Annotated in this window: 23 protein-coding genes and 1 tRNA gene; 13 read left to right on the top strand and 11 right to left on the bottom strand. The window is 60.6% G+C overall.

Annotated features, from left to right (window positions below; translation table 11 throughout):
- The first annotated feature begins 93 nt into the window (after positions 1–93).
- Both G6K99_RS12015 and G6K99_RS12020 read left to right on the top strand, forming a co-directional pair.
- Positions 94–678, top strand: a complete 585-nt coding sequence (locus G6K99_RS12015; protein ID WP_062456866.1) for a J domain-containing protein — start codon at positions 94–96, stop codon at positions 676–678.
- A gap of 67 nt (positions 679–745) precedes the next feature.
- Positions 746–1,225 carry a GNAT family N-acetyltransferase gene (locus tag G6K99_RS12020; RefSeq protein WP_113110517.1) on the top strand — a complete coding sequence of 160 codons (480 nt, stop codon included), beginning with the start codon at positions 746–748 and terminating at the stop codon, positions 1,223–1,225.
- A gap of 14 nt (positions 1,226–1,239) precedes the next feature.
- Here G6K99_RS12020 and G6K99_RS12025 read toward each other — a convergent pair whose 3' ends face one another.
- Complete coding sequence (locus G6K99_RS12025) at positions 1,240–2,403, bottom strand: MFS transporter (protein WP_174196647.1); 1,164 nt, start codon at positions 2,401–2,403, stop codon at positions 1,240–1,242.
- 127 nt (positions 2,404–2,530) lie between these two features.
- On the opposite strand from G6K99_RS12025, the gene G6K99_RS12030 reads away from it, so the two are divergent.
- Positions 2,531–3,304 (top strand): DeoR/GlpR family DNA-binding transcription regulator, encoded by a 774-nt coding sequence (locus G6K99_RS12030; protein WP_113110515.1) that lies wholly within the window; start codon positions 2,531–2,533, stop codon positions 3,302–3,304.
- A gap of 69 nt (positions 3,305–3,373) precedes the next feature.
- Entirely contained in the window at positions 3,374–3,754 is a 381-nt protein-coding gene (locus G6K99_RS12035) for a glyoxalase/bleomycin resistance/extradiol dioxygenase family protein (protein ID WP_062456878.1), read from the top strand.
- Positions 3,755–4,055: 301 nt separating this feature from the next.
- On the opposite strand, the gene G6K99_RS12040 is transcribed toward G6K99_RS12035, so the two are convergent.
- The 7 genes from G6K99_RS12040 to G6K99_RS12070 form a co-directional block, all read right to left on the bottom strand.
- The gene (locus G6K99_RS12040) at positions 4,056–4,913 is read right to left on the bottom strand and encodes an MBL fold metallo-hydrolase (RefSeq protein ID WP_174196648.1); all 858 of its coding nucleotides are present in this window, start codon (positions 4,911–4,913) and stop codon (positions 4,056–4,058) included.
- Between the two features lie 4 nt (positions 4,914–4,917).
- Positions 4,918–5,700 carry a TatD family hydrolase gene (locus G6K99_RS12045; protein ID WP_174196649.1) on the bottom strand — a complete coding sequence of 261 codons (783 nt, stop codon included), beginning with the start codon at positions 5,698–5,700 and terminating at the stop codon, positions 4,918–4,920.
- Between the two features lie 8 nt (positions 5,701–5,708).
- Entirely contained in the window at positions 5,709–7,265 is a 1,557-nt protein-coding gene (gene metG / locus G6K99_RS12050) for a methionine--tRNA ligase (protein WP_174196650.1), read from the bottom strand.
- Between the two features lie 94 nt (positions 7,266–7,359).
- On the bottom strand, positions 7,360–8,391 hold the full coding sequence (locus tag G6K99_RS12055; protein WP_174196651.1) for a DNA polymerase III subunit delta': 1,032 nt from the start codon (positions 8,389–8,391) through the stop codon (positions 7,360–7,362).
- A complete protein-coding gene (gene tmk / locus G6K99_RS12060) occupies positions 8,388–9,068 on the bottom strand; it encodes a dTMP kinase (RefSeq protein ID WP_174196652.1) in 681 nt (226 codons plus the stop codon). Before tmk ends, G6K99_RS12055 begins: the two co-directional genes overlap by 4 nt.
- Before the next feature lie 63 nt (positions 9,069–9,131).
- A complete protein-coding gene (locus G6K99_RS12065; protein ID WP_174196653.1) occupies positions 9,132–10,301 on the bottom strand; it encodes a D-alanyl-D-alanine carboxypeptidase family protein in 1,170 nt (389 codons plus the stop codon).
- Between the two features lie 155 nt (positions 10,302–10,456).
- The gene (locus tag G6K99_RS12070; RefSeq protein WP_174196654.1) at positions 10,457–11,545 is read right to left on the bottom strand and encodes a septal ring lytic transglycosylase RlpA family protein; all 1,089 of its coding nucleotides are present in this window, start codon (positions 11,543–11,545) and stop codon (positions 10,457–10,459) included.
- A 372-nt stretch (positions 11,546–11,917) separates the two neighbouring features.
- Here G6K99_RS12070 and G6K99_RS12075 point away from each other — a divergent pair.
- Together G6K99_RS12075 and G6K99_RS12080 are read left to right on the top strand one after the other, a co-directional pair.
- Positions 11,918–12,007 (top strand) — tRNA-Ser (locus G6K99_RS12075).
- Between the two features lie 133 nt (positions 12,008–12,140).
- Positions 12,141–12,560, top strand: a complete 420-nt coding sequence (locus G6K99_RS12080) for a response regulator (protein WP_082476293.1) — start codon at positions 12,141–12,143, stop codon at positions 12,558–12,560.
- 82 nt (positions 12,561–12,642) lie between these two features.
- On the opposite strand, the gene G6K99_RS12085 is transcribed toward G6K99_RS12080, so the two are convergent.
- The 3 genes from G6K99_RS12085 to G6K99_RS12095 are packed head-to-tail and all read right to left on the bottom strand — an operon-like array spanning position 12,643 to position 16,301.
- Complete coding sequence (locus G6K99_RS12085) at positions 12,643–13,650, bottom strand: sensor histidine kinase (protein WP_371816167.1); 1,008 nt, start codon at positions 13,648–13,650, stop codon at positions 12,643–12,645.
- A gap of 4 nt (positions 13,651–13,654) precedes the next feature.
- On the bottom strand, positions 13,655–14,113 hold the full coding sequence (locus G6K99_RS12090) for a response regulator (RefSeq protein ID WP_062456905.1): 459 nt from the start codon (positions 14,111–14,113) through the stop codon (positions 13,655–13,657).
- Entirely contained in the window at positions 14,106–16,301 is a 2,196-nt protein-coding gene (locus G6K99_RS12095; protein WP_174196656.1) for an ATP-binding protein, read from the bottom strand. The genes G6K99_RS12090 and G6K99_RS12095 overlap by 8 nt, the downstream gene beginning before the upstream one ends.
- A gap of 351 nt (positions 16,302–16,652) precedes the next feature.
- Between G6K99_RS12095 and G6K99_RS12100 the strand changes: the two genes are divergently transcribed.
- The 7 genes from G6K99_RS12100 (at position 16,653) to G6K99_RS12130 (ending at position 24,075) form a co-directional block, all read left to right on the top strand.
- On the top strand, positions 16,653–16,814 hold the full coding sequence (locus G6K99_RS12100; protein WP_092662350.1) for a hypothetical protein: 162 nt from the start codon (positions 16,653–16,655) through the stop codon (positions 16,812–16,814).
- 325 nt (positions 16,815–17,139) lie between these two features.
- Positions 17,140–19,032 carry a peptidylprolyl isomerase gene (locus tag G6K99_RS12105; RefSeq protein ID WP_062456911.1) on the top strand — a complete coding sequence of 631 codons (1,893 nt, stop codon included), beginning with the start codon at positions 17,140–17,142 and terminating at the stop codon, positions 19,030–19,032.
- Between the two features lie 19 nt (positions 19,033–19,051).
- Entirely contained in the window at positions 19,052–20,068 is a 1,017-nt protein-coding gene (gene trpD / locus G6K99_RS12110) for an anthranilate phosphoribosyltransferase (protein ID WP_062456914.1), read from the top strand.
- Positions 20,069–20,072: 4 nt separating this feature from the next.
- Positions 20,073–20,888, top strand: a complete 816-nt coding sequence (gene trpC / locus G6K99_RS12115) for an indole-3-glycerol phosphate synthase TrpC (RefSeq protein WP_174196657.1) — start codon at positions 20,073–20,075, stop codon at positions 20,886–20,888.
- Positions 20,888–21,367, top strand: a complete 480-nt coding sequence (moaC, locus tag G6K99_RS12120) for a cyclic pyranopterin monophosphate synthase MoaC (RefSeq protein WP_062456920.1) — start codon at positions 20,888–20,890, stop codon at positions 21,365–21,367. Before trpC ends, moaC begins: the two co-directional genes overlap by 1 nt.
- A complete protein-coding gene (glp, locus tag G6K99_RS12125) occupies positions 21,367–22,584 on the top strand; it encodes a gephyrin-like molybdotransferase Glp (protein WP_174196658.1) in 1,218 nt (405 codons plus the stop codon). The genes moaC and glp overlap by 1 nt, the downstream gene beginning before the upstream one ends.
- Before the next feature lie 24 nt (positions 22,585–22,608).
- Positions 22,609–24,075, top strand: a complete 1,467-nt coding sequence (locus G6K99_RS12130) for a deoxyribodipyrimidine photo-lyase (protein ID WP_174196659.1) — start codon at positions 22,609–22,611, stop codon at positions 24,073–24,075.
- Positions 24,076–24,105: the final 30 nt, after the last annotated feature.

Consider the following 24,105-nt stretch of genomic DNA (forward strand, 5'->3'; position numbering starts at 1 on the left):
CACATGAATGGATAATGGCTTGAGCCGACTGGACTTCGTCGCTACGACTGGATTGGCATTTTCTGATATGACTTTCCGAAAACAGGTGGCACTGTGATCGATCCCTATGAAATTCTTGGTGTTTCGCGCGAGGCGGATGTGACAGCGATCAAGCTTGCCTACCGCAAACGGGTGAAATCTGCCCATCCCGATACCGGCGGCGATGCGGAAACGTTCGGGCAGTTGAAGGCATCCTTCGAACTTCTGAACGACCCGATCCGCCGAAAAGTCTATGACGACACCGGCTACGATCCCGAGCTTGCCGACAAGAAGGATCTGCAGGGTCTCGTCATTCTGGAGATGCTCGTCAACGAGATGATCCTCGACGAGCGCGAGCCTGGCAGCTTTGATCCGGTTTCCTCGATGCGGCGCAAGCTCACGGACCGGATCGTCAATGCGCGCTTCCATATTCTCGAAATGGAGCGCCACCGCGCCCGCATCCGCAATCACATCAACCGGATCGGCCGCAAGCCGGAAACGGATGTTCTGGGTCGCATGCTGAAATCCCGCTGCGAAACGATTGCCGATGCGATCAGCAAGGCCGATTCCGAGATCCAGACCATTGAGCAGGCCTATGGCATGCTGGATGGATACAGTTACGAGATCGAAATTGTCGAGGTGAAGGACGCGGCCGAATAGGCCGCGGACCCTCACTCGGCCATCGGGCGATCACATTTGGCGTCGCCGAAACTTCACGGACTATTCCATGCCACTCTCGATCCGAGACGCTACCCATTCCGATGCCGGCACGCTTCTCTCCTTCATCCGCGAACTCGCGATCTTCGAAAAGGCCGAGCATGAGGTTGCGGCGACCGTCGAGACGATTGAGACATCGATGTTCGGCCCGACATCTGTCACGCGCGGCCTGATCTGCGAAAGCGATGGCAAACCGGTCGGCATGGCCATCTGGTTCTTCAATTATTCGACATGGCAGGCACGGAACGGACTTTATCTCGAGGATCTCTACGTGACGCCGAACGCTCGCGGGCTCGGGGCCGGGAAGGCGCTGTTGCGGCATCTCGCGAAGATCGCTGTCGAGAGCGGGTGCGGACGGTTCGAGTGGAGCGTGCTCGACTGGAACGAACCGGCGATCGGTGTCTACGATGCGATCGGTGCCGAACCGCAGAAGGAGTGGATCCGCTACCGGATGGCGGGTGACAAGCTCAGGGACTTTGCTGACGGCTAGGCCGGGTCAGCGCGTTACCATCGCGCGGTCAAAGGCCAGGTGAGCGCGACGAACGCCATGCCGCCAGCAACCAGAACGAAGGCCACACCCAGACTATAGTGATGGGCGACGAAACCGATGGCTGCCGGACCCATGAGAATTCCGGCGTAGCCCATCGTCGTGATGGCAGCGATCGCATGGCTGGGTGGCATTTGGGTCTGCTTGCCGGCGGCTGTGAACAGAACCGGCACGATATTGGAAGCGCCGAGCCCTACCAGAAGGAAGCCCGCAAACGCCAGGGGCTGGTTGGGAGCCAGGACTGTCAGCAGGAAACCCAGTGCTGCGAGCGTGCCGCCACCGACCACGACTTTCATGCCGCCGAGCGTTTTGACGATCCAGTCGCCCGTCAGCCGACCGACGGTCATCGCGATGGCGAACATCGTGTAGCCAAAGCCTGCCTGAGTCGGATCGACCAGGTGTGCGCCGATGAGGAACAGAGCGCTCCAGTCGAGGACCGCGCCCTCGCCAAGAAAAACCAAAAAGCACAGCAAACCGATGAAGGCCACGATGCCGCGCGGGATGGTGAACAACGGCGCATCTCCGGTCTCCTGGTTTCCGTAGGGCAGGAGGCCCCGAAAGGATTGCGCCAGGAGGCCAAGCAGCAGCGCACTGAACATCAAGGTCGCGGTCAGGGGTGAAACGCCCGCACCGAGCAGAAGGCTCATACCGCCCGCGCCGACAATGCCGCCAACGCTGAACAGCCCGTGGAAGCCGGACATCATGTTGCGGTCGCTATCCTTCTCGACCATGACGGCCTGAATATTGATCGCGACGTCAACCGCGCCAACACTTGCCCCGAACAGCGCCAGCGAGATCGCCATGCCGGGAAGCGAATCGGCGACCGCCAACATCGGGAGCACGAGGGCCAGCGCCAGGGTGCTTGCCACGATGACAGCCCGGCATCCGAATCGGCTCGCGAGAATGCCGACCATTGGCATGGTCACGATAGAGCCCAGGCCAAGGCACAGGAGCAACAGGCCAAGCGTGCCGTCATCTACGCCGATTCGAGCCTTGGCGACAGGAACCAGCGGCGCCCAGGCCGCCATGGCCGAGCCGGCAATGAGAAAGCTGGAGCGCGTGGCCCATTGGTGTCGGCCTCCGGTGCGGGGGCGTCCTGTGAGGATCTGGGCGTTCGGCATCTCGGTAGCTCCTGGATTACAGCGTTGGACCTCGGCAGAGATCGTCGCCGTCCTTGATGGTGCCCTGTTTACAGAATGCGTAAGAATGTGCAAGATCGTGCAGAAACTTTGATGAGGGACCCGGCACGTGCTGACAGAAGAGAGGCTCGACCGCATCCGCGAGCAGTTGACCATCCGCGGCAAGGTCGTGGCGAGCGAGCTGGCGACGCAGTTCGACGTTTCCGAAGACACGGTTCGCAGAGACCTGCGCGAACTCGCCAAGCTGGGCTTCTGCCGTCGTGTCTATGGCGGCGCGCTGCTGCCGACGCCGGATTTCGGCACGCTGGCCACCAGAACTGCATTGGATAAGGATCGAAAGTCGAGCCTTGCACGGGCGGCGGCGCGGCTTGTCGAGGACGGCCAGACCGTGTTCATCGACGCCGGATCCACCAATCTTGCGGTCGCGAACGCGCTCGATCCGAGCCAGACGCTGACGATCATCACGAACGCGCCGGTGATTGCGACGGCGCTATCAGACCGACCGAACTTCACGGTCATTGTACTCGGCGGTCTGTACGATCAGGCGAAAGGCGCGTGCCTCGGGCCGCAGGCGATACGTGAAGCCATGCAGGTCTATGCGGACATGTTCATCATCGGCGTATGCGGCGTGGACAGCATCGCCGGCGTCACTGCGCTCGATCCGAGCGAAGCCGAACTCAAGCGGACCATGGTGAACCAGAGCAGCATTCTCGTTGTCGCCGCGACGGCCGAGAAGCTCGGCACAGTCGCGCCGTTCAAGGTCGCGGACACGTCGATGATCGATCATCTCATCGTGGAGGATGGCGAATTCGACCGCGGAGACTTCGCGCGGTGCGATGTCCAGGTGCATGTCGCACTAGATGGCGGTTCTCCGTCGACGTGAAGCATGTGGCGGCAACGTCCGCATCTTTCGTAGCTTCGCACGTTCGTCAAACGAGGAATTCAACGACCCATGCGCATCGCCCACACAGCACTTTGGACCCGCGACCTCGACGCCGCTGCCGGGTTTTTCGAGACCTATTTCGGCGCAACGGTGGGAGAACCTTACCACAGCAAGAACAGGGTAGGGTTCACATCGAGGTTCGCCAACCTGCCCGGTGCAGAGGACCAGATCGAGCTCATGTCCGGGCCATGGGTGACGGACGCCACAGAAGAAAGCGTTGGCTGGGATCATATCGCCATCGCCCTTGGCAGCGAGAGTGCAGTCGATGCTTTGGCGGAACGTTGCCGACTGGCCGGCTGTCTGCGGTCAGGACCCAGATGGACCGGTGACGGGTTCTACGAGGCCGTCATCGTGATGCCGGATGGTAGCGCCGTCGAGATCACCGTTTGAACGCGATGCCGACGGCGCACAAAGTTGTTGCGTTCGATCATCAATGTTCTGGGTACTGAAACGTATGGGATGTGATCCGGCGGATCCGGCGCTCGCTCAGGTCAAGACCATGCGCCAGTGACACTATTGTCATCAAGCAAGATCCGGCCTTGGACGAAACTTCGATCCGCCGCAGATCGCGCTCGCTACTCACATGCGGGGAGTGTGACAGTCCAGCTTCACGGCTATATCCAAAGATCAGATAATATAGATTATGGAACTATAGGATGCGGTTGAGAGTGCAAGACCTTGGCCTTCTCCCTTAAAGCTGCAGATCATCCGCTGTCACATCGACTTCGAACGCCAAGCCGTCATAGGCCGGTTCGACATTGACCGGCGTTTCAGCCATGACGCGATCGTAATCCAGTGGAATATGCATGTGGGTCAGCAGCGCGCGCTTGGGCGCCAGTTGGCTGATCCAGTCGAGTGCCTGCTGAAGTGACATATGGCTCGGATGCGTGCGGTACTGGAGCGCGTCGATGATGAGCGTATCAAGTCCGATGAGCTTCGGCACGGTTTCCGGCGGAAAGTCGCTGACATCGCTGCAGTACGCGACGTTGCCGATCCGGAAGCCCAGCGAATGGATATTGCCGTGGATCTGCCTGTGCGGCTGGAACCGGATGGCGCCGCCCGGACCGTCGATGACGATCGGTTCGTCCATCGTCTCGATCAGCACCGGCTTGACGATCGGCGGATAGCTGCCGCCGGCCGGTGTTTCCAGGCAATAGCCGAAGCCCTGGCGGATGCGTTCCATCGTCGGCGGATCGGCATGGATCGGAATGCGGTGCTTCTGGAGGATGAAATAGCCGCGTAGATCGTCGATGCCGTGCAGATGATCGGCGTGTGGATGGGTGTACAGAACGGCATCGATGCGCTGGACGCTTGCGGCGATCATCTGCTCGCGAAAGTCCGGGCCGGTATCGATCACGACAACAGTTTTGCCGCCATCCGGCGCGATCTGCTCCACCATGAACGAGGCGCGCGTGCGCCGGTTCTTCGGGTTTTCCGGGTCACAATCGCCCCAGTCGCCGTTGAGCCGCGGTACGCCCGGCGAAGACGCGCAGCCGAGAACGGTAAAGCGCCGCCGATATCCGGTGCTCGTTCCGACCCGGGCCGCCATCACCTCAAAGCCTCGGCATCTTGGAGAAGCAGCGGAACGCGTTTTCCGTCGTGATCGCAGCCATCTCTTCGTAAGTCAGGCCGTGAACATCGGCCAGCACCTCTGCGGTATTGACCACGTAGGACGGTTCGTTGCGCTTTCCGCGCCAGCGTTTTGGCGCCAGATAAGGCGCGTCGGTCTCGACCAGCAGCCGGTCCGTCGGCAGCGTTTTGGCGATGGCCCGGATCTCTTCGGATTTCGGGAATGTCAGGATGCCCGAGAAGGATACGTAGCCACCAAGCTCGATACCGGCACGGGCGAGGTCGGGTCCGGCCGAAAAGCAATGCAGAATGAAGGGGAAGGCCCCCTTCCCGCTTTCAGCTGTCAGGATCTCGATCATGTCTTCGTCGGCACTGCGGCTGTGGATCACCAGCGGCAGCCCGGTCTCGCGTGCAGCTTCGATATGTCTGATCAGACCGGTCTTCTGGTCGGCCGGCGTTTGCGTATCGTAGAAATAATCGAGACCCGCTTCGCCGATCGCGACGATCTTGTCATGCGAATTGGCGAGACGAATGAGGTCTTCCGCCTGGATATCCAGCTCTTCGCTGGCATTGTTGGGATGCGTGCCGACCGAGCAGAACACCGACGGATATTTGTCCGTGATCGCCAGCAGGCTGTCGAGTTTCCTGACGCGTGTCGAAATCGTCACCATCTGCCGGACACCGGCTTCGTGGGCGCGCTCGATCAGTTCGTCGCGTTCGGAGTCGAAATCCGCAAAATCCAGGTGGCAGTGGGTATCTATCAGCATGACTTGCCCTATGCCGCCGGCTGCGGTGCAACGTAGCGCGGAAAGACCGGGCTTGGCGCTTCCAGCACCGTGCCGGGTGTCAGGCGGCCAACTTTGCCGAGTGAGGCAAAATCGCGCGATCCGGCAGGTGCAGCAACCAGGTCGAGGAGCTTGGCCGACGAATCCGGCATGAAGGGCTGCAGCAGGATGGCGATCTGGCGCACCACTTCGGCGGCCACGTAAAGGACCGTCTCCATCCGGGCCGGATCGGTCTTTTTCAGCACCCATGGCGCCTGGGCCGCGAAATAACGGTCGGTTTCCGACACAACGGCGATGATTGCTGCCAGCGCACGGTGAACCAGCTGCTTTTCCATGTCGTCGCGGCAGATCGGCAGGAGCGCATCGACGGATGCCAGCATCTGCCGGTCTGCGTCGGTGAGTTCTCCGGGTGCGGGGATCTTCGCGTCGCAGTTCTTGACGATCATCGACAGCGAGCGGCTGGCAAGATTGCCGATGCCGTTTGCGAGATCGGCATTGATGCGCGTGCCGATCGCGTCTTCGCTGCAGGTGCCGTCCTGGCCGAAGGAGATCTCCCGCAGCAGGTAATAGCGGATCGCATCGAGGCCGAAATGGCCGATCAGTTCGAACGGGTCGAGCACGTTGCCGAGCGACTTCGACATTTTCTCGCCGCCCTTCGCCAGCACGAAGCCATGGGCATAGACGCGCTTGGGCAGCGGCAGACCTGCCGACATCAGGAAGGCGGGCCAATAGACGGCGTGGAAGCGGATAATGTCCTTGCCGATGATATGCGCATCCGCCGGCCAGTATTTCGCCCGCGGACCGTTCGGGTCGTCGAGGTAGCCGGTCGCGGTCAGGTAGTTCGTGAGCGCGTCGACCCAGACATACATGACATGGGCCGGATCGTCGGGAACCTTGATGCCCCAGTCGAACGTGGTGCGCGATACCGAGAGGTCGCGCAGGCCGGATTTCACGAAGGAGATCACTTCATTGCGGCGTTCGGCCGGACCGATGAAATCCGGGTGGTCCTCGTAGTGCTTCAGCAGCTTGTCGCCGTACTCGGACAGCTTGAAAAAGTAGCTGGACTCTTCAACCCACTCGACCGGCGTGCCCTGCGGGCCATAACGGGTGCCGTCACGCAGCTGCGTTTCGTCTTCCGCATAGTAGGCCTCGTCGCGGACCGAATACCAGCCCGCATAGGTATCCTTGTAGATGTCGCCGGCAGCGGACATCCGGTTCCAGATGTCCTTGCTCGCCTGATGGTGGCGCGGTTCTGTCGTGCGGATGAAATCGTCGTTCGAGGCGTTGAGCAGCTTGCCCATTTCCCGGAACTGTTCGGTATTGCGCTCGGCCAGCTCTTCCGGCGAAATGCCTTCGTTGCGGGCCGTCTGCTGCATTTTCTGGCCGTGCTCGTCCGTGCCCGTCAGGAAGAAGACATCCTTGCCGTCGAGGCGCTGGAAGCGCGCCATCGCATCCGTCGCGATCAGTTCGTAGGCATGGCCGATATGCGGCTTGCCGTTCGGATAGGAAATCGCTGTGGTGATGTAGAAAGGTGTCTTGTTCGGCATGGGCTGTACTCGGACAGATGTTAAGTCACGCCGCTCTTAGCGCATGTTGCAGACAAGTGAAACCCAAACTTCCCGCCATGGTCCGGATCGACGATCAGGCGAGCCTGGCGGTTTCGAGAATGGACATCAGCGTCTGTTTGCGATCGAGGTTATAGGCCTGGGCGATCTTCAACTTCTCGGTCATATCGGAAACCAGCTTCGCCCTGCGGTCCGCCGTGGCGAGATCGCCTGACAATGCGGCCTCCCTCGCCCGTTTGACGAGATGGTCCGACAGATGCTCCAGAAAGAAGCCGAAGATGACGTCGCTGTCCTTGCCGGAGAGAACGTCAGCCAGCCGGTGCATTGCCTTGCGCGCGGCCGGTCCATCCGCCGAGACGGCATCGTCGAATGCCGAGATGATATCGGCTCCGCCGTAATTCAAAAGTTTCAGCGCCTGCGCGACGCTTCCCTTGGATTGCGACAGCACCATTTCCTCGGTCTTGCCGCCATCGAGCGGGCTGCCGAGGGCCGCGAGCGCACTTGCAAGATCTGCTTCACTGAGCGGTGACAGCCTGAGCGGCTGACATCTGGAACGGATGGTCGGCAAGAGCCGTCCGGGGGCATGGGACAGAACCAGGAAAAGCGCGCGGCGCGGCGGCTCTTCCAAAATCTTGAGGATCGCGTTGGCTGCGTTGCGGTTGAGGTCGTCTGCCGCATCAATGATGACGATGCGCCAGTTGCCGGTTCCGGATGTCTGGGAAAAGAAGTGACCGGCCCTGCGCACTTCATCGACGGTGATGGCCGTCTTCATCTTTCCGGTCTTCTCGTCCACCGGTCGAGACAGATGCAGGAGATTGTGCGAGGCGCCGGAGGCGATCTGGCGGCTGACGGCGCTGTCTGGATCCGGATCGGCAATGTGATCAGGCGCGCCTTCCGGCTCCGGATGGGAGAGGACATGATTGGCGAAACGGAAGGCCAGCGTCGCCTTGCCGATCCCTTCCGGCCCCTCGATCAGGATGGCGTGATGGCCTTTGCCCGTTTTGTAGCTGGCACTCAGAAAATCCTCCGCGGCACGATGGCCGAACAGGTGCGGATTTCTGGCGGGCGAAATGGCGCCGTCCAGAATGTGCGGATCCTGGTCGCTCATTCGGATGAACCCGGGCCGCCCGCCTGATCAGCGCCGAGGCTCAAAGCCATGGGCTCGATCAGCGCTGCGATCTCCTTGGCGATGATCTCCTCGTCGCGGTCGGCATCGATGACGTGACAGCGGCCGGGATCGGCGGTGGCAATCGCGAGATAAGCCTGGCGTCGCGTTTCGTGGGTCTCGATCTCTTCCCGCTCGAAACGGTCGGGGGCTTCGTCCGGCGCGCGTTTGCGGGCACGGCCAAGGCCGAGTTCTGCGGGCAGATCGAGGATCACGGTACAATCCGGCTTCACACCATCGATTGCGACACGCTGCAAGGCCTCGATCAGATCAGACTCCAGATTGCCGGTGGCGCCCTGGTAGACGCGGGAGGAATCGATGAAGCGGTCGCAGAGAACGATTGCGCCGCTTGCGAGCGCCGGCCGGATGACCTCCTCGACATGATCGTTGCGGGCGGCTGCAAACAAGATGGCTTCCAGCCGTGTCCCGAACTCTTGCGCTGCGCCCGAAAGCAGGACGTGGCGAACCGCTTCGGCGCCCGGCGAACCGCCCGGCTCGCGCGTCATCAGAACGTCGTAACCACGCCTGCGCAGGAGATCGGCAAGCCTGCGGATCTGGGTGGATTTCCCCGCCCCTTCCCCGCCTTCGAATGTCACGAATAGCCCGGATTGTTGTGTCACACCTGGTCCCGTATTGCGCCTGTCGGTCGGTTCATAGCCCATATTGGCGCGTCACGGAACATGTCAAAGCCAGAACAACATCAGTTCCAGAACCGCGTCCGTCGCCTTGTTGAAGAGTGTCCCGTCTTCGATGGCATCGGCGGTCATCAGCGGCACTTCCCGGACCAGCCGGTCTCCGGACGAAATCCTGAGAACGCCGATTTCCTGTCCTTTCGTGACGGGTGCACGGAGCGGCCAGCGGTAGACGATCTGGCCCGAAAGGCGATCGGGGCTATTGGTCGGCAGGTAGAGATCAACGGGCTCCTGCGCGACGAGATCGACGTGGCGGCTTGTGCCGCCATAGACGCTTGCCTGGCCGATCACTTCCCCTTGCGCGAAGATCACCTTGGTCTGGAACGAGGAGAGCCCCCACTCCATCACCCGGCGCGCCTCTTCCACCCGCTCCTTGTCACTGGCAAGTCCCCCCATGGCGAGGAACAGCCGTGTTCCTTCGCGCTCTGCCGACGCAACGAACGAGAAACCTGCGCCTTCCGCATAGCCAGCGCCAAGCCCGTCTATGCCGAGATTGAGCGCGAGAAGCGGGTTCTTGTTGCGCTGGAAGATCTTGTTCCAGGTGAAGTCCGGCTGAGAATAGAGCGGGTAGTATTGCGGATATGTCTTTTGGAGATGGCGCGCGAGTTCCACCATGTCACGGGTGGTGGTTCTGCTTTCGGCAGAAGGAAGGCCCGTCGAATTGCCGAATGCGGACCGGGCAAGGCCGAGATCCTTGGCGCGCGCGTTCATGCGGGTCGCGAATTCACTCTCCGTGCGGGACAGCCCCTCGGCCAGAATGATGCAGGCGTCGTTTGCGTTCTGAATGATCACGCCGCGGATCAGGTCGTCGACCTTCATTTGCGATTTCAGCGCCGCAAACATCGTCGTGGTGCCCGATGGCGCGCCACCGGTGCGCCAGGCAAACTCGGTTACGGGATAGCTGGTTTCGGGTGTGATCTCGCCGCGCTGGAGCGCGCTGAACACCACTTCCATGGTCATTAGCTTGGCAAGCGAGGCTGCCGGAAGAGACTGGTTTTCGTTTGCCGACAGAAGCACCGTGCCGGTCTTTTCCTCGACCATATAGACCTGTCTGGCCTTGGTCGCGAAGGCAGGTGCGGCGTCCTGCGCCTGCACGATCTCAATGCCGGAAAAGACTGCCGTGACGCACAGGCAGGCCGAAAACAGAAAGCGTCGCATCATGCCCCCAGAAACGTTTCGACCTATGCCTACAGCATCGATCCGCGAACAGGAATCAATTTTCGGAGATAGGATGTTTTGTGGAAGACAGCGCGAACAACGCGCTGCCGATCGGGACGTCAGACGCGTCGCCTCAGGGGCGGGCCGTGCCGGGCCGCTTAGTCCTGCAGCAGGACGTTGCCGAACATGACCTGCTGCTTGTGGCCCTTAGGCGGCTCGACATAGGCAGTTTCGGAGGTCCAGGCCTGCTGTGCCCGGTTTGCGACCGGGCGGATCTGCTGTTCTGCCCGCGCCGGAGCGACTGGCTGAACGTAACGCTGCTGGCTTGCAACCTGCTGCTGAGCCGGGGCTGCGATCGCCTTCTGGGTCGTAGCCTGAACTGGTGCCGGCTTTGACGCAACTGCCGCGACCTGTCGCTGCGGTGCTTGGGCACGAACAGTCTCAGCCGTCGAACGCTCGACCGGGCGCGGCGACGCCGCATACTGCTCGGCCTGCTGGAAGCCCCTCTTCGAGGATGCGTTGCTCTGCGCACGGCTCGGATAGGCGGCAGGCGTCGGTACGGACGAACCGAAGCTCTGCATCTGGTCACGCAATGGCTGGTTCGACGCGACCATCACGCCGCTTGAACTCTGACCGCCACCCGGATTGAAGGACGGCAGTCGATCGCCCTTGCGGATGTAGGACGCCATCAGGAACGGTGTATCCTCACCATCCATACGAGCGCGGCCGACATACTGGACATTGACCTTGGCAGTCCCCGAACGCTTCATATCGAGGAGCTCGGCGGTCTTGCTGGACACGTCGAGGATGCGGCCGGCGTGATACGGGCCGCGGTCGTTGACGCGCACGATGACCGACGAGCCGTTTTCGACATTGGTGACGCGGGCATAGCTCGGCAGCGGAAACGTCGGATGGGCTGCCGTGAGGCTGGCCGAATCATAGACCTCGCCATTGGCGGTATAACGGCCGTGGAAGGCCGAACCATACCAGGATGCGAGACCACTCTTGTTATACTGCGGATCTTCCTTGGGAACGTAGGTCTTGCCCCTCACCTGGTAAGGCTGGCCGACCATAAAGCGACCGCCGCCTTTCGGCACCGGCTGTCCGTCCCTGACGACGCGCGGACTGGCTTTGACGCCATACTCCTTCTCGGAGAAGTATTCCTTGCTGCGCACCTGCTTCTGCGCAGGTTCAGGCGTCGGCTTTGTCGTGGCACAGGATGCCATCGCCGCGAAAACCACCGTCATGCCAAGCCACTTCGCACTTAGCGAAACAATACCGCCACTCAAACGCAAAACCTGTCCGCCCCATAATTTCTTGCCACAACGAGCGCTTGAGCTTCGAAGATCGATTCGTCGTTCCGATCAATGAACCAAGCGAGACCCGTTCGGCCCCGTCTTTGATGGATGCCTAGATTTGCTTTTTTCGTGGCTAAAATGCGAACGAAAACTGTTGAGTAATTAAAATTGTATCCAGTATGGTTAACGGATACTTAAAGTAATATTCTATTAATACTTTGATTGCCGCATGCTCCGCCAAAGACTAGGGTACCAGTGCAGCAATCGAAGCGCATCTCCAGTTGACGACAGCAGTTCTGCGATTATAAAGCCTGACAGCGAGGAAGAGTGTCCGAGTGGTTTAAGGAACCGGTCTTGAAAACCGGCGTGCGGGAGACCGTACCGTGGGTTCGAATCCCACCTCTTCCGCCATCAGCCGATCGCATTGAAAAGAGTGACAGCGTTCCATACACGTCATGTCTGTAATGCTTGCGGGCTTTTTGCCCTTGAAAAAAGCGTACCGCTCGCCATTTCGCAACTTCCTGTTTTAACCATGCGTGAAATGATGTCCGATAGCACAGCCTATACCGAATCCGCGAAAATCCTCCTGTTGGAGGATGATCTCCTTCTTGCCATGGACATGGAGGATTACCTCCTCGACCGTGGACACGAAGTCGTCGGACCGTTTGGACGTCTGGTCGATGCGCTCGATGCCATCCCTCGCAACGAGCTTGCCGGCGCGGTGGTCGATCTCAACCTGCACGGCGAGTTGTCCTTTCCGGTGATCGAGGAACTGCAGGCACGTTCTGTCCCCATCATCGTCTGCACCGGTTACGCCGAGCTGCCGGAAGTCAAGACGAGGCTGAAGGGATTGCCGCTGCTTCCCAAGCCCTGGACGGCCCACAAGCTTTCCTCGCTGATGGAAGAGACATTCGGGGCCACTCAGGAACCACGTGATGCGCCTTCGTCGAAGATCCGGAACTAGGCGCTCGGGCTCTCATCAAAGTTCGTTCTGACACAGTTTCGACGCGGCACTTAAAGGGGCAGCTGCGCCGGAGTTCCGAACTTCAGTCGAATGACGGTATCGGGAACGTGATCCGGCAGACTAGGCCTGTCTCGGCATAGTCTATTTCGACGTTCCCTCGGAGTTCATACTGGATGCTCCGCTCCACCAGCGTCGTACCAAAACCCTGTTGCTCGGGTGGCGTGACGGTCGGGCCGCCAATCTCCTGCCAGGTGAGGGTGATGGTTGCCTTTCCCTCCTCCACGGCGTCGCGCACCCAGCTGATCGCGATATGACCGCCATCCTGTGACAGTCCGCCGTATTTCACCGCATTGGTCGTCAGTTCGTTGAAGACCAGGCTGAGCGCCAGCGCGGACTTCGGGTCAAGATGAACGGTCGGACCGGGATCGATCACGAACCGGTTGCCGCGGCCCTCCATATACGGTGCCAGGGTTCGACGTACGACGTCGGCAAGCTCCGCCTTGCTCCAGTTCGTTTCGAACAGGAGCGCATGTGCGTCAGCCATCGCCCGAAGCCTGCCAAGCAGGTTCGACGCGTAGTCGTCGACCGTGTGACTGCTCTTTGCCGTCCGGCGTACGAGCGACATGACCATGGCCATGGTATTTTTCACCCGATGGCTGAGTTCGCGGACGAGCAGTTCCTTCTGGTTCTGCGCGCGCCGGTGCTCGGCTTTCTCGTGAGCCTCCGCCAGTGCCCGCTCGACGGCAGCGGGCAAGCGTATCAACCGTTGCTTCAGAACGTAGTCCGTCGCGCCACGCCGAAACGATTCGATCGCGGCCTCCTCCCCGAGGATACCGGAGACAAAGATGAATGGTATCTCCGGCACCTCGCGGCTTGCCATGTCCAGCGCCGCCATACCGTCGAAATCGGGCAGCGAAAAATCCGAAAGGATGAGGTCGAAATCGCGCGCTTCCAGCGCTTTCACAAATTCACCGCGGTTGCTGACGAGACGGATCTCCGGCTTTTTCGTCAACAGTTCAAGCTGCTCGCGGATCAATTCGGCATCGAGCGGGCTGTCCTCCAGCATGAGTAGGCGTGGATTGTGCTGCACTCTGTTAGCCTCCGTCTTTGGCGCGGTATCCAGGAGGTGGTTCATTCAAGAGAGCCCAAAATACCCCGAGATCCTGAATGGCCTTGAAGAACTGCTTGAACTCGACAGGCTTCACGACGAAGGCGTTGACGCCGAGCTCGTAGCTTCGCACCAGATCCTGCTCTTCCCTCGACGACGTCAGCATGACGATCGGAATGTGGTGCAGTCTCTCGTCTTTCTTGACACGCTCGAGGACTTCGAGACCATCGATCTTGGGCAGTTTCAGATCAAGCAGCACGACGGTCGGATCGCCGGACGGGCGACCTTCATGAATCCCGGTTCCGAAGAGATAATCGATCGCCTCGGCGCCATCGCGAGCAACGACAATCTCGTTGGCAAGCTGGCACTTTTCCAACGCGGCGAGCGTGAGTTCCAGGTCGCGTGGGCTGTCTTCGACAAGCAGTATCGGGCGTAGTTCAGGCATGGGCGCGGCCTTTCTTCTCAGGGCCTGGCAGGGCAAAGACAAAGGTTGCGCCCTTGTCCACTTCCCCATGGGCGGTAATGCTTCCGTTATGGCGTTCGACGATCCTGCGCACAAGAGCAAGGCCGATACCGGTCCCCTCGAAGTCTTCGGCGCGCTGGAGCCGCTGGAAGACCCCGAACAGTTTGCCGACATAAGCCATGTCGAACCCGACGCCGTTGTCGCTGACGCTGTAGGTGGTCACATCGCCTTTGACGGAGCCCCGGACGCGGATTTCTGCGGGGTTGCGGTGCCTGCTGTACTTTACCGCGTTTTCGATAATGTTGAACCAGACCTGCCGCAACAGCGTGGCATCGCCCCAGGCGGTCGGCAACGGCTCGATCGACCACGAGATGGCTCGGTCGTCCTGGTTCAGAATCACGCTCTTCACAACCTCGGCGACAAGCTTGTTCATGTCGACATGCTTATGGGTGATCGAGGCACGCCCCAGCTGCGAAAAATTGAGCAGGCCATCCACGAGCCTGCCCGCTGCCAGCGCCGAATCGGAGATGGTCCGAAGGTAGTGGCGCGATTTTTCGTCGAGACTGTTTTCCCTGTCTGTCAGCAACTGAGCGAAGCCGACGATGTGCCGGAACGGCGCCCTCAGATCGTGCGACACCGAATAGGAGAAAGCTTCAAGCTCCTTGTTGGAGCGCTGCAGTTCGCTGGTGAGTTCACCCAGCTCTTCAGCCTTTCGCAAGACGATCCCGACGATCGCGTTGCGAAGGTCGCGTGCAGCAGAAAGTTCTGCTTCGCTCCAGGCCTGAGAATGGAGCCGGACATTTTCGCTCCAGGCCTGAAAGGATTTCCGCGGATGGATACGTCCTTTTTCCTGGACAATCTTATGCGGGTCTCCAGCCCACTGGACCGTGCGGATCACCTCGGGCCGGAACCAGATCAGCCAGTTTTCGTAAAGCTCGGACAAACGAATGGCGATGATGCCGCTTGCCTCGCCGGCAAACGCTTCAGCCGATGGAAAGTCCGCAGCAAGCGATGTGGTGGCGAAGATGTCGTCGTCCGCTCTGCCGGAAAGCCAGCCGACGATGGAGCGAACTTCGTCGTCCGTCGGGGTGATCCCCACCTTGTGGCACTCTCCCTGTGCAATAATGGCGGCTCCCGAGGCACCGACCTGCGCGACCAGATCCTTCGGCAAGGTCTCCAATCCCTCGCTCCAGGACGAGGCAGATGTCATTGCCCGCAGAAGATCACCGGAGATGCGCGCCAGCTCGACGCGGCGGGTGGCGTCCTGGGAGTGAACTTGCGCTGCGATCCGCATGGCGAGCGACTGGACGATAAAGTCGCAGGCATCGCGCACCCTGACCGGAACCATGTGAGGCTGGGCGCTATGGCAAGCGACAAGCCCCCAAAGGCGTCCGTCGATTATGATAGACATGGACATGGATGCGGCCGTGCCCATGTTGTGCATGTATTCGAGATGCACCGGCGAAACGCTGCGCAGCTGCGAGAAGCTCAGATCAAGCGGACTGCCTGCGGTCCCGGATTCGCGACCAGCGTCTATCGGCACAGGTTCATAGGATGCGTCGGGAATGACCCGCAAGCGATTGGCGGCATAGAGCGCACGCGCCTGTGCCGGTATGTCGCCCGCCGGGAAACGCAGGTCGAGATACGATGGCAACCTGCCATTGCCTGCTTCCGCGACAACGTGTCCGTTCCAGTTGTCGTCGAACTTGTAGACGAGGACGCGATCGAACCCTGTCAGGTCGTGAACAAAGCGAGCGGCCGCCGCAAGCGAACCCGCCACATCCGCCTGCGTCGACAGAACCTGCGCAAAACCGCGCAAGCGCGCAAACAGGCTGCCGAGTGTCTGCGTTCCCGAACGTTCGACTTCCAGGATGACAAGTCCACCAGATCGATGCGCCGTCAGTGTTGCATCGGAGATATCTGTCTGGAAAACGGCTTCGCTCGACTCATGCCAATTTCTAATGTCGTCATTCAGTGGATCAAGGATCGCCGGCGCCGGACCGCCGAGGCGCAGATCGGCACCAAAAAACGCGCCGGCATTGCGGCTTGCCTGCAGGACCGTGAGATCAGCCGGCCGCAGAACGATCAGCGCACCATGCGGCTGGATCGCACCCGGTATATGGATCGGCTCCTGCGCGCAGGATTCCAGGTTGATTTCCGATCGATCCAAAATGCTTTTTCTCCCTCATCTCCGCCCGCATTCCACCGCGGTTCAGAGCCAAACAGGCTTCTAAATTAGTCCTGTCGTTTCACAAGCCAAAATACAAACTGGACGATTCATGTAAACCGAGCCGCTACCCATCGGCTCGGAATCGAGGGAACTTCGCCGTCCCAACTTCATTATTCGCTGACAAACACGAGCAAGATTCGGATGAATGCCAATGGTCCTCAAACAGTGATTGCTCACCTTTACGATTGTCGGCGCCGCGTCTCTTCGCGCCAGAAGAACTCCAGTTCCACGCAAGCGCGATTATCTAGCCTGCCCTTGTCGGAATCAATCGCGACAGTTAGGGGACAATGAATGTCTAAAGAAACCGAACACACGAGCCAGCCATCCGAACAGGCCATTGGCCTTTTCCTGCAGGACGGCGATGGCGACAGCCTTACCGACGTGCTCGTCGAAGCGCTTTACGAAGCATTTCGCATCATGGACGACGACGTCTCTACCGAAACCTACCACTAACGCGCTAAAACGTACACTGGCGGCGAATGAGTGGACGCGACGCCGGGCCTGAGACGGCTCGCACGCGGAGATGCTGAGCAGCGTTCGGCGAAACGGGTCGTTTCGATCAATAGCGGGAATGGAGTGTCCATTGCACCTGGCTGTTATGTCCGTCGTCGTCGTGTAATCCCGCCCGTTACCTTCACGAAATAGTCAGTGGGGCGGACAATGGTGGTACCTGCGCGCTTTTGCGCGTCAACGCCTTCATTTCCGTTGCAGATTGTTCTAGAGACATTCGCTCAAACCGCCGGAAAGGCGGCACTACGACTGATAGGTAATATCGCCGATGCTCAATTCGCTCAGAAACGCAGCCCGCTCCTGGGTCGCAAAACTCCTGCTCCTGGTTCTTGCCGCATCCTTCGGCATCTGGGGCATTTCGCACTCCCTGATCGGATCGAACAGCAATACCGTCCTGACGGTGGGCGATCAGCAGATCTCGTCTGAAGAGTTCAGGCTGGCCTATCAGCGACAGGTCGCCAATATCGGTCGTCAGTTCGGCGCACCGCTGACCGCGGAACAGGCACGTGCATTCGGCGTCGAGAACGAGGTGTTCGCACAGCTCGCCGCAGGCGCTGCACTCGATCAGCTTTCCGACGACATGAATCTCGGTCTTTCAGAAGACAAGCTCGGTATCCTGATCAGCGAAGACCCTGCATTCCAGGGCGTCAACGGTCAGTTCGACCGTGCCTTGTTCACATCCCGCCTGCGCAATGCCGGCCTTCGCGAGGACGATTACATCAAGGAGCGCAGCAAGGTTGCTGTCCGCAGCCAGATCGTCGAATCGGTGTCCGACGGGTTCAAACCGCCGCAGGTTCTGATCGATGCATTGAAGCAGTATCGGGACGAAAGCCGCACGGTCGAATATCTGCTTTTGTCGAACGCCAATATCGATCCCGTAAAAGCACCGACGGATGATATTCTGGCGCAATGGTTCGAAGGTGCGAAGAGCCGCTATCGTGCCCCGGAATACCGCACGTTTGCCTATGTGAAGCTGCAGCCATCCGACATCGCGGATGCGTCTTCGATCACCGACGAGCAGGCGCGGGCCGAATACGACAAGCGGATCGCCAGCTTCAAGACGAGCGAGACGCGCACCATCGAGCAGCTGCCCTTCCCCAACATGGAAATGGCAGAAGCCGCGGCGACGCAGTTGCGCGCCGGAACGACGACGTTCGACCAGGTCATGGCGGACCAGGGCAAAACCGCAGCCGACGTTCGCCTCGGCGACTTTACCCGCGACGCTGTTCCGGATGAGGCAATTGCAGAAGCGGCCTTCAAGCTTGGCGCGAATGGCGGCATCACGCCAGCCGTTCAAGGTACATTCGGTCCCGTCATTTTGCGGGTCTCCAACGTTCGTCCGGAAACCACCCGCGCCTTCGATGAAGTCAAGGGCGAGTTGCGCCAGCAGATGGCGGTCGCGGCCGCCTCGCAGGAACTCAACACGGCACATGACCGCTTCGAGGAGTTGCGCAGCAACGGGACGACGCTTGAAGACGCGGCAAAGGATCTGAACCTCAAGCTCGTCACGGTCACGGCCAATGCATCCGGTCTTGATCCGCAGGACAAGCGCATTGCGGATCTCCCAAGCGGCACCACGCTTTTGACCGACGTCTTCCGCACCGATCCCGGCGCCGATACGCTGCCGCTGACGGTTGGCACGGACGGCTTCGTCTGGTTCGAGGTCCGCAACGTCACGCCGGAACGGGAACGTCCGCTTAGCGAAGTCCGCGACCGGGCCGTTGCCGACTGGACGGCTGATCAGCAGCGTCAGGCGCTTTCCGCACGCACAGCCGACCTCAAGGGTCGCCTCGACAAGGGCGAGACGCTGGCAGTGATCGCTGAGGATCTCGGCGTCGCCATCGAAACAAAGTCAGGCCTGCGCCGCAACGGCGAGGACGCCATCTTCGGCAACGAAGCGATTGCGGCAGCCTTTGCCGGACCGGTCGGCGTGACTGGAACAGCGCTCGGATCCGACGGCGAGAGCCGCCTTCTTCTGAAGGTGACGGCGGTCGATCAGGCCACGAGCGATGCGCTTGCCGGCGACGAGCAGCTGCAGCGCATGGCCGATTCTGCCGGCGATGACATGCTCGATCAGATGGTCAACAGCCTCAAGAACACCTACGGTGTTTCGATCAACCAGGCCGCCGTCAATCAGTCGGCTGCGCCCGCGCAATACTAAGCGACTTGAGAGCCAAAGAATGCCTGAGCTGAAACCCTTCATTGCCAAAGTTGCTGCCGGGGAGAGCCTCACGCTGGATGAGGCGCGTCAGGCGTTCGACATTCTGATGTCCGGCGAGGCGACGCCCTCGCAGATCGGCGGGTTTCTGATTGCGCTGCGCGTACGAGGAGAAACGGTGGCGGAAATTTCCGGCGCCGTAACGACCATGCGCGAGAAAATGCTGCGGGTCGACGCACCAGCCGATGCCGTTGATATCGTCGGTACCGGTGGCGATGGTGCCGGCACCTACAACATCTCGACACTGGCGTCGATCATCGTGGCTGGTACGGGCGTTCCCGTCGCCAAGCATGGCAACCGGGCGTTGAGTTCCAAATCGGGGACGGCGGACGCTCTGTCGGCTCTCGGCGTCAACCTGGAAATCGGTCCGGACCGCATTGCCCGTTGTATCCGCGAGGCCGGGATCGGTTTCATGTTTGCGTCTATGCACCATGCCGCGATGCGCCATGTGGGACCTAGCCGCGTCGAACTGGGCACGCGGACGATCTTCAACATTCTAGGTCCTCTCTCGAACCCTGCAGGCGCCAAGCGTCAGTTGCTCGGCGTTTTCGATCCGAAATGGCTGCAGCCGATCGCAGAGGTGCTGCGCGGTCTCGGCTCCGAGACTGTCTGGGTCGTACATGGCCAGGGTCTGGACGAGATCACCACGACAGGCGTGACGCAGGTCTGCGCTCTGGAGGGCGGCAGTATCCGCTCCTTTGAACTGACCCCAGCCGATTTTGGCGTGCCGCAGGCAACGCTTGCCGACCTCAAGGGTGGTGACGGAATCCACAATGCGAAGGCGTTGCGGGCGGTTCTCGGCGGGGCGAAGAATGCATACCGTGACATCTCACTCTGCAACGCGGCGGCAGCGCTTGTCGTCGCCGGAAAGGCTGAAACGCTGAAGGATGGCATGACGATCGCCACGAACGCGCTCGAAAGCGGCAATGCCGCTGCAGCGCTTGACCGGCTTGTGGCCGTATCGAACGAGAAGGATTGAGCGAATGGCGGATATTCTCAAGAAGATCGAAGCCTATAAGCGCGAGGAAATCGCAGCGGCCAAGGCGAGTGTACCGCTCACTGAGCTGAAGGCTCGTTCCGCCGACCAGCCTGCTCCGCGCGGTTTTCTGCGTGCATTGCAGGCGAAGAAGGATGCCGGCATTTTTGGTCTCATTGCCGAAATCAAGAAGGCGAGCCCTTCGAAAGGGTTGATCCGCGCAGATTTCGATCCGCCGTCGCTCGCCGCAGCCTATGAGGCCGGCGGTGCAGCCTGCCTGTCGGTTCTCACCGATACACCGAGCTTTCAGGGCGCACCGGAATTCATGGTCGCGGCAAAGGCTGCCTGCGCCCTGCCCGTTCTGCGCAAGGATTTCATGTTCGAGACCTACCAGGTGCACGAAGCGCGCGCCTGGGGAGCCGACTGCATCCTGATCATCATGGCGGCGCTGTCGGATGACGACGCGCTTGCGATCTACGAGGTCGCCGGCGAGCTTGGCATGGAGGCGCTGATCGAAGTGCACGACGCCCCTGAAATGGAGCGGGCGCTCAAGCTCGAGGCACCGCTGGTGGGGATCAACAACCGCAATCTGCGCACGTTCGAGCTCGATCTCGCCATCAGTGAGACACTTGCACCGATGGTGCCAGCCGATCGACTCCTCGTCGGCGAAAGCGGCATCTTCACCTACGCCGACTGCCAGCGGCTTCAGAAGGCTGATATCGAGACCTTCCTCGTCGGTGAAAGCCTGATGCGTCAGGACGACGTTGCTGCGGCGACGCGGCTGCTGCTGTCCGGCGAGCTCTCCGCACAGGCGGCCGAATAATGGCAACACTCACTCATATCGATGCGGCCGGCGAAGCGCATATGGTCGATGTCGGCGACAAGACTGAAACCGTACGCTCGGCGACGGCCGAGGGTCATGTCAGGATGCTTCCCGAGACGCTGGCGCTGATTCTGGATGGCAATGCCAAGAAGGGTGACGTCATTGGAACAGCGCGGCTCGCCGGGATCATGGCGGCGAAGAAGACCAGCGATCTCATTCCTCTTTGCCATCCGCTGATGCTGACCAAGGTCTCGGTCGAGATTACCGAAGACGCCGCCCTGCCCGGTCTGCGTGTCACGGCGACCGCCAAGCTGACCGGCAAGACCGGCGTCGAGATGGAAGCGCTGACGGCGGTGTCCGTTGCCTGCCTGACGATCTACGATATGGCGAAAGCCGCAGACAAGGGCATGCAGATCGGCGGCATCCAGCTTCTCGAGAAGACCGGCGGCAAGTCCGGAACATACCGCCTGGAGGGCTGATGAAAGCACTACTCCCCGTGGCGGATGCCAGGAGCCGGCTGCTCTCTGCAGCGCGTCCGATCGACGATATCGTGAATGTCCCGCTCGGCGAGGCCGACGGTCGCGTGCTGGCTGCCGATCTGGCCGCGAGGCTGACACAGCCACCGTTCGACGCGTCCGCCATGGACGGCTACGCAGTACGGGCAGAGGACGCGTCTACGATCGGCACGGAACTGTCGGTCATCGGGACGGCGTCTGCGGGCCATGCCTTCGAGGGCATTGTCGGCCCGGGCGAGACGGTGCGGATCTTCACGGGTGCACCTCTGCCGCAGGGCGCTGATTCCGTCCTCATCCAGGAAGATGCCGAGCGAATCGCGGACGACCGGATCCGCACTGCATTTGCCGTCGTCGAAGGACGGCATGTGCGGCCCCGCGGCCAGGATTTCGCGGAGGGCGAGATCGTCCTCAAGCGCGGCACAGAGCTCGACTTCGCGCATCTGACCGTCGCCGCCGCGATGAACCATCCGACGCTTGAGATCTATCGGCGACCAAGGGTCGCGATCCTTGCGACCGGTGACGAGCTTGTAGTTCCTGGCGGTGTGCCGGCGACCGCGCAGATCATTGCCTCCAACACGTTCGGCGTCGCCGCACTGGTGCGGTCCAACGGCGGTGAGGTTCTCGACCTTGGCATCGTCAAGGACAACCAGGCGGATATCGCTGCAGCTGTCGCACGGGCGCAGCTCGAAAAGGCCGACGTGCTGGTCACGCTCGGTGGAGCTTCTGTCGGCGATCACGACCTCGTCCAGTTGACGCTGAAGGGCGCCGGTATGGAACTCGATTTCTGGCGGATCGCGATGCGTCCCGGCAAACCGCTGATGGTCGGTTCGCTCGACGGCATGCATGTGCTGGGCCTGCCCGGCAACCCGGTCGCAAGCCTTGTGACCAGTCTCCTCTTCCTCGAGCCGCTGCTGCGAAAGCTCGCGCATCTCAGCGAGAGGAACCGCGAGGTCATGGGTGTCACAGCGGAGCCTATCAAGGCGAACGACCAGCGGCAGGACTATGTTCGCGCGAGCGTGACGCGTGACGCGGCGGGAAATCTTGTTGCCAAGGCTTTCGGAAAGCAGGATTCGTCGATGATGAAGATATTTTCGCGATCCGACGGACTTATCGTGCGTCCTCCGCACGCTCTGGAGCTGGCTGCCGGTGCACCCTGCCCTATATTGCTCATTCGTTCCTAAGGCGCTTTCCAGGCGTCCTTTGCGATGCCTCGAACGGAGAAGCGCGTGCCTGCCGATCATTCTACTGACAAAGACATTCCGACCATCCTGTGGTTTCGCAAGGATCTCCGTCTCGATGACAATGCGGCGCTGAATGCCGCGATCGATGCCGGCGGCCCGGTCATCCCCGTCTATATCCGCGAACCCGACGAACTGAACATCGGGCCTCTCGGTGGCGCGCAGGAATGGTGGCTGCATCATTCGCTGACGGCACTCAAGGGCGCGCTGAAAGCGCTCGGCAGTGACCTCATTCTCGTTAGGGGAAAGGCCGAGGATGTTCTGTCCGACATCGCCCACAAGACCGGCGCCCGCTCCGTCTTCGTCAACCGCGCCTATGAACGCACGGACTACGACCGTGAAATCGCGGTCGCCCTCAAAGACAAGGGCATCGCCATCAGCGCCTTTCATGGCCAGCTTCTCCACGAGCCGGACCGGATCCGGACGGGGGCGGGCAAGCGATTCAAGGTTTTTACACCGTTCTGGAACGCGATGCAGAAGCTCGGCGAACCGCACGAGCCGATGGATACCCCAAAGTCCATCCCTGCCCCGAAGCAATTTCCCCGTTCGGAAAGCCTGGACGGCTGGGACCTGCTGCCGGCAAAGCCGGACTGGGCTTCGGGTTTTTCCGAAATGTGGACACCGGGAGAACAGGGCGCGCGGGAGAAGTTAAAGGACATCATCGACAGGGACCTGCACGACTACAAGCGCGGTCGGGACTTTCCGGCGATCGACGCCACGTCTTCGCTGTCTGCCCACCTCACCCATGGCGAGATTTCCCCTGCCCGCATCTGGTACGAGACGAGAGGTCTTCCGGCGAAGACATCGGAAGACGTGTCGCACTTCCGCCGCGAGCTTGCCTGGCGCGATTTCTGCTACGGTCTGCTGATCGAATTTCCCGGCCTCGATCGCGAAAACTGGGACGACAAGTTCGACGCATTCGAATGGCAATACGATGCCAAGCAATTTACGGCCTGGACCAAGGGGATGACGGGTTATCCGATCGTCGATGCCGGTATGCGGCAGTTGTGGAAACACGGCTATATGCACAACCGGGTGCGGATGATCACGGCGTCGTTCATGATCAAGGATCTGATGATCGACTGGCGCAAGGGCGAGCAGTGGTTCCGCGATACGCTTGTCGATGCGGATCCTGCCAACAATTCCGCCAACTGGCAGTGGGTGGCCGGCAGCGGCGCCGATGCCTCACCGTTCTTCCGGATCTTCAACCCTATCCTGCAGGGCGAGAAATTCGATCCAGACGGCGATTACGTTCGCGAGCATGTGCCCGAACTGGCAAAGCTCGACCGCAAATACATCCACAAGCCGTTCGAGGCGCCGGCGGCGGTGCTGGAGAAGGCCGGGATCGAGCTGGGGAAGACCTATCCCAAGCCCATCGTCGATCACGGTTTCGCCCGCGACCGGGCGCTTGCCGTATACAAGGCGCTGAAATAGAAAAGCGGGCAAAGAAAAACCCGGTCGAAG

This window comes from Neorhizobium sp. AL 9.2.2 (assembly GCF_013317225.1).
Taxonomy (GTDB): Bacteria; Pseudomonadota; Alphaproteobacteria; order Rhizobiales; family Rhizobiaceae; genus Neorhizobium; species Neorhizobium soli.

Excerpts from the sequence above, each read along its gene's own strand:
- G6K99_RS12020 (WP_113110517.1), top strand. The coding sequence starts at position 746 with ATGCCACTCTCGATCCGAGACGCTACCCATTCCGATGCCGGCACGCTT.
- G6K99_RS12025 (WP_174196647.1), bottom strand. The coding sequence starts at position 2,403 with ATGCCGAACGCCCAGATCCTCACAGGACGCCCCCGCACCGGAGGCCGA.
- G6K99_RS12035 (WP_062456878.1), top strand. The coding sequence starts at position 3,374 with ATGCGCATCGCCCACACAGCACTTTGGACCCGCGACCTCGACGCCGCT.
- G6K99_RS12040 (WP_174196648.1), bottom strand. The coding sequence starts at position 4,913 with ATGGCGGCCCGGGTCGGAACGAGCACCGGATATCGGCGGCGCTTTACC.
- G6K99_RS12045 (WP_174196649.1), bottom strand. The coding sequence starts at position 5,700 with ATGCTGATAGATACCCACTGCCACCTGGATTTTGCGGATTTCGACTCC.
- metG (WP_174196650.1), bottom strand. The coding sequence starts at position 7,265 with ATGCCGAACAAGACACCTTTCTACATCACCACAGCGATTTCCTATCCG.
- G6K99_RS12055 (WP_174196651.1), bottom strand. The coding sequence starts at position 8,391 with ATGAGCGACCAGGATCCGCACATTCTGGACGGCGCCATTTCGCCCGCC.
- G6K99_RS12065 (WP_174196653.1), bottom strand. The coding sequence starts at position 10,301 with ATGATGCGACGCTTTCTGTTTTCGGCCTGCCTGTGCGTCACGGCAGTC.
- G6K99_RS12070 (WP_174196654.1), bottom strand. The coding sequence starts at position 11,545 with ATGACGGTGGTTTTCGCGGCGATGGCATCCTGTGCCACGACAAAGCCG.
- G6K99_RS12080 (WP_082476293.1), top strand. The coding sequence starts at position 12,141 with ATGTCCGATAGCACAGCCTATACCGAATCCGCGAAAATCCTCCTGTTG.
- G6K99_RS12090 (WP_062456905.1), bottom strand. The coding sequence starts at position 14,113 with ATGCCTGAACTACGCCCGATACTGCTTGTCGAAGACAGCCCACGCGAC.
- G6K99_RS12100 (WP_092662350.1), top strand. The coding sequence starts at position 16,653 with ATGTCTAAAGAAACCGAACACACGAGCCAGCCATCCGAACAGGCCATT.
- G6K99_RS12105 (WP_062456911.1), top strand. The coding sequence starts at position 17,140 with ATGCTCAATTCGCTCAGAAACGCAGCCCGCTCCTGGGTCGCAAAACTC.
- trpD (WP_062456914.1), top strand. The coding sequence starts at position 19,052 with ATGCCTGAGCTGAAACCCTTCATTGCCAAAGTTGCTGCCGGGGAGAGC.
- trpC (WP_174196657.1), top strand. The coding sequence starts at position 20,073 with ATGGCGGATATTCTCAAGAAGATCGAAGCCTATAAGCGCGAGGAAATC.
- moaC (WP_062456920.1), top strand. The coding sequence starts at position 20,888 with ATGGCAACACTCACTCATATCGATGCGGCCGGCGAAGCGCATATGGTC.
- glp (WP_174196658.1), top strand. The coding sequence starts at position 21,367 with ATGAAAGCACTACTCCCCGTGGCGGATGCCAGGAGCCGGCTGCTCTCT.
- G6K99_RS12130 (WP_174196659.1), top strand. The coding sequence starts at position 22,609 with ATGCCTCGAACGGAGAAGCGCGTGCCTGCCGATCATTCTACTGACAAA.